This is a genomic window from Fulvivirga lutimaris (assembly GCF_009711525.1).
Classification (GTDB): domain Bacteria; phylum Bacteroidota; class Bacteroidia; order Cytophagales; family Cyclobacteriaceae; genus Fulvivirga; species Fulvivirga lutimaris.
Window position 1 is genome coordinate 1 of sequence record NZ_SMLV01000177.1, and the last position, 4,078, is coordinate 4,078.

The 4,078-nt window shown below is 33.6% G+C and carries 1 protein-coding gene; it reads right to left on the reverse strand.

Features of this window, described 5'->3' with window-relative positions; genetic code table 11:
* Window positions 1-3,968 (reverse strand): FG-GAP repeat domain-containing protein (locus E1140_RS01455; RefSeq protein WP_155178296.1); only part of this gene is annotated, 3,968 nt, incomplete at its 3' end.
* Between the last annotated feature and the right edge of the window lie 110 nt (window positions 3,969-4,078).

The window sequence follows — 4,078 nt, forward strand, 5'->3', positions numbered from 1 at the left end:
TCTAAGCTTAATTTATCAATTGTTAGAGACGTTGTAGGTTCACTCGGTATTAATTTCAAAGTGTCTCCATCAATATTATAAGAAAATGATGGTCTGGTCTGGTCAAAAGTTGTCAGTTTCTTCATTAGAAACTTGTTCGGATTACCAGCTGAATCATAGACTGATTCTGAACTTATACTCAAAATAATTTCACCTTCAATGTTCAATAATAAACCCAAGGAATATCTATTATCTTGGGTTTTTTCAAAAGAGGTTATATCTGCCCCTTGCAAAGAAATGTCTGCTACATCTAAAGATGTAGTTGATTCTGAGATACTAATCTCAATAGTTTGTTTATCATTATTGGTAAAGGGTTCGAGTGAATTGATATTAATTATTGGAGAGATTACATCAAATGCTAATACATCAGATTCAATATTGCCGTATCCATAAATGCTATAAGTAACATTCTCCAAGATTTTAATTGATGCCACATCTTCATTAATCGGAGTTAATGTAACAGTAAAATCGGTTTCGCTCAATAAATCAAAATTGGTAACCTCCAAGTTGGTTAGCGTTAAATTTTGTTCTGAAAAATCCCCTGTTGGCAAGGAAAAGTTAATTTCAACCCCTATAGTTCCATCGTTGTTTTTTTGAATCTGTGTGAATGTGATTTTTGACCTTGGGTTAGCAGTATCAACTACTAATATATCCGAAGGCTTATTACCATTTAAGCATGCATCAAATACTTGTAATGCATCAAGCTTAAGGGTTAATGAATCAAAGTCGTAATCAGGTAAAATTTCCAGAGTATAAGTCTTTGAGTCTACTTCGGTTATGCTAAGTATCTCTCCATTTGTTAATGTAAATGAGTTAATATTTGGAGCTGAAGCTAATGGCTTATTGAATATTGCATTGACTATGACATTTTCTCCAATATCATTTTTATCAAGGCTTAGTTCAGTAATTAATTGACCACTGGCTTGATTAATTATATAAGAATCAACACCTTGAATTAAATTTCCAGCCAAATCTGAGGCTGATCCATTCAAGATTGACAATTCTATCAAGTCGCAATTATCACTATTAACCCTTAGCTGAAAATAGTCTTCATTAAGGGCTTGAAAATCTTCAACCATGGCATTGTTAACAATTATGTCATTAGCTTCAAATCCTACAATTTCTTCGCTAAAAAGAATATTAATTAAAAAACTATTTGCTTCAGACTGTGCTTCTAATTCAATACTTGTAGAAGGAGGAGTTTGGTCATACACATATTGGAAAACTGAATTTTCTGAGTTCAGATTTCCTTGAAGATCGGAATATGTGCCATTGGTTAACTCAATGCTAGTAATACCTTCGTTTTCACTGCTTAAACTGATTTGGTAAGTGTGACTATCTAGTTGGTTAATATTAGTTATGTCGCAGTTGTTACAAACAAAGTCAGTTATTTCCAGCCCTTCTATAGGTTCATTTGTAGTTAGAGTTAGCGAAATATTTGGGAGATTCGTTGCTGCTGGATTTGATGAGTCGAAAGAAACTAAAGGTAGTGTGTTGTCGAAAACAAACTCAATATTATTGGATAACGCATTAAGGTTGCCATTAAGGTCTGCTACTGCACCTTCTCGAAGTGAAATATTGACATTGCCATCTGTAATAGGCTCAAGAGTTAATGTATAGTCTTGATTGTTTGTATTTTCTATTCCTGAAACAACTCCGTTTTCGACATTAAAATGTTCCGAAGTTAATGTGCCATTTATGAGCTCATTGAATACCAAAGAAAGGGTAATCCTTTCAACTGAGACTGGGCTACTATGTTCTGTCAAAAGTTGGGGTATCGGACTTTCATCATCAGTTTGATTAGTATTAAGATAAATGAAAAGTCGTTGCTTATTTTTTATAGGAACAACTATGTCATTTTTTGAGTCATTGTTAAAATCAGCAACTGTCAGATCATTTGCCCACTGGCCAACACCTAAAAAATATTTTTCAACGATATCGAATTTTCCTTTACCATTCCCGTAGAGAATGACAAGGTTGGTGAAATCGGAAAGAACCGCTATATCTACGATGCCATCGCCATTAATATCCTCAATTCTTGGTCTACAACTTGGTTCTATATTAAGACTTTGAGATTTATTAAATCCTGCGACACCGTCATTCAAAAAAATGCTAAAAGTATCAGTGAAATAACCTGCACCTATTAAATCTTTATCACCATCGCCATCAATATCAGAAAATTCAATCCAGACATATTTCTCGTCTTCAGTATTTATTTCTGTTGGTGAAAGAAAATTGCCATTTCCTAATCCTTCATAAAAATTCAGGTTGAGATCTGAATGGGATGAATTTATTATGTCAAGTTTAGAGTCATTATTAAAGTCTACCAACCCAAAATCACTGGAATTTGAAGTGCTAATTGTTGAATTTGAACTATATTGGCTTAATTCATCACCAAAGAGGATGGTGAAATTGTTTGAATTACGATCGTTAGTAATAATGTCCTTATAGTCATCATTATTCAGATTCTCAATAATCATACTTGTTGGATTGGCACCCACTTCAATTATATTTAGGTCATCGAAATTGCCAGTACCATCACCATATAATATTGATACGTCTCCAGAAGAGGTTGTTAGCGCTGCAATATCAATATTCGTGTCATCATTTAGGAAATCAAACTTAATGGATGTAATGTCACTTACTGATCCAATAAATAAATTTTGATCAAAATTAAACCCTCCATTGCCATCACCGTGAACGACTGTTAAAATATGGTTTGAGGCAGCATATGCAAACTGGTTAGCGATTACCAAATCCTCATTGCCATCTCCATTAACATCATAATTCGCTAGTGTATTCAGCGCATAACTAGGGATATCAATTTTTAATGGGCCAAATCCACCAGCATTGTTCCCATTTAATATTTCCAGCTGATCTTCATTGAACAAGGTGGCTATAGCATCGACTTTACCATTAAGGTCAAAGTCAATAAACTCAAATGTTCCAATGTCTGCAGAAAATCCTGTTGTTCCATCAAACGAAAAACTGCCATCACCATTACCAATGTAAATTGACATTACATTTAATTGAGTATTTACAACCAGGTCAAGTATATTATCATCATCTATATAGTGAGTTCGAATAAATCTTGGATTATCACTAACGGAAATTGAGCTTGATGTAAAACTATCCGTGCCGTTCTCGTTATGAAGAATTGAAACCTCGTCATTAAATGGATGAGAAATTAGAATGTCGTTATAGGTATTGTTATCAATATCTACGATCTCAATATATTTAGGGCTGGTACCTGTGGCATGAGTTGAGGAAGAATAGATGCCGTTACTCGAACCATAAAAAATGGAAATTTCATTAAGGTTTGAATTGGTAAAAACCAAGTCAGCATGGTTATCCAGATTTAATTGGGCGATGGCCATATTTTCTGAGTTAAAACCAAGAAGTAATTCATCTGAAGAAAAGTTTCCCAGACCATCATTATGAAATAGGGTCACAGAACCATCATTATTTAAAACAATGATATCTTTAAACGTATTGTTATTGATATCAAATGTTTTGATATCCAAAGGCATTGTTCCTGTTTCAACTGTTTTTCCGCTTGAAAAACCTGCACCCTCTAGGTTATAGAAAATGGTTATTGAATTTAAATCGCTATTTAGAACAATTAAGTCGTCAAAGCTATCACCATTAAGTTCAGCACTGGCTATTTTAAGAGGGGTCGATAATGTTGAAATTAGAGTTTTTTTTCTGATACCACCTTTAGAGTCATTATAAAGAATAAATACAGTGTTTTCGTTATAGTTGGCAACAGCTATATCTGGGTAGTTATCATTATCAAAATCTGCTGAAATTAAATCATTTGGATTCTGTCCAACATCAACTAGGCGTCTTCCTTCAAATGAGTTTTGTGCATATCCTATTGAACAAGTGAGGAGTAAAAAGCAGGCAAAAAAATAAATATTTAGATTCATAGAATATATTGCAAGTAGTAAATATATGTATGAATGTTTATTTATTGAACTGTATGTAATAAAAAAGCCTCTTCTTAAGAAGAGGCTTTTGTACCCAGGGCCGGAGTCGA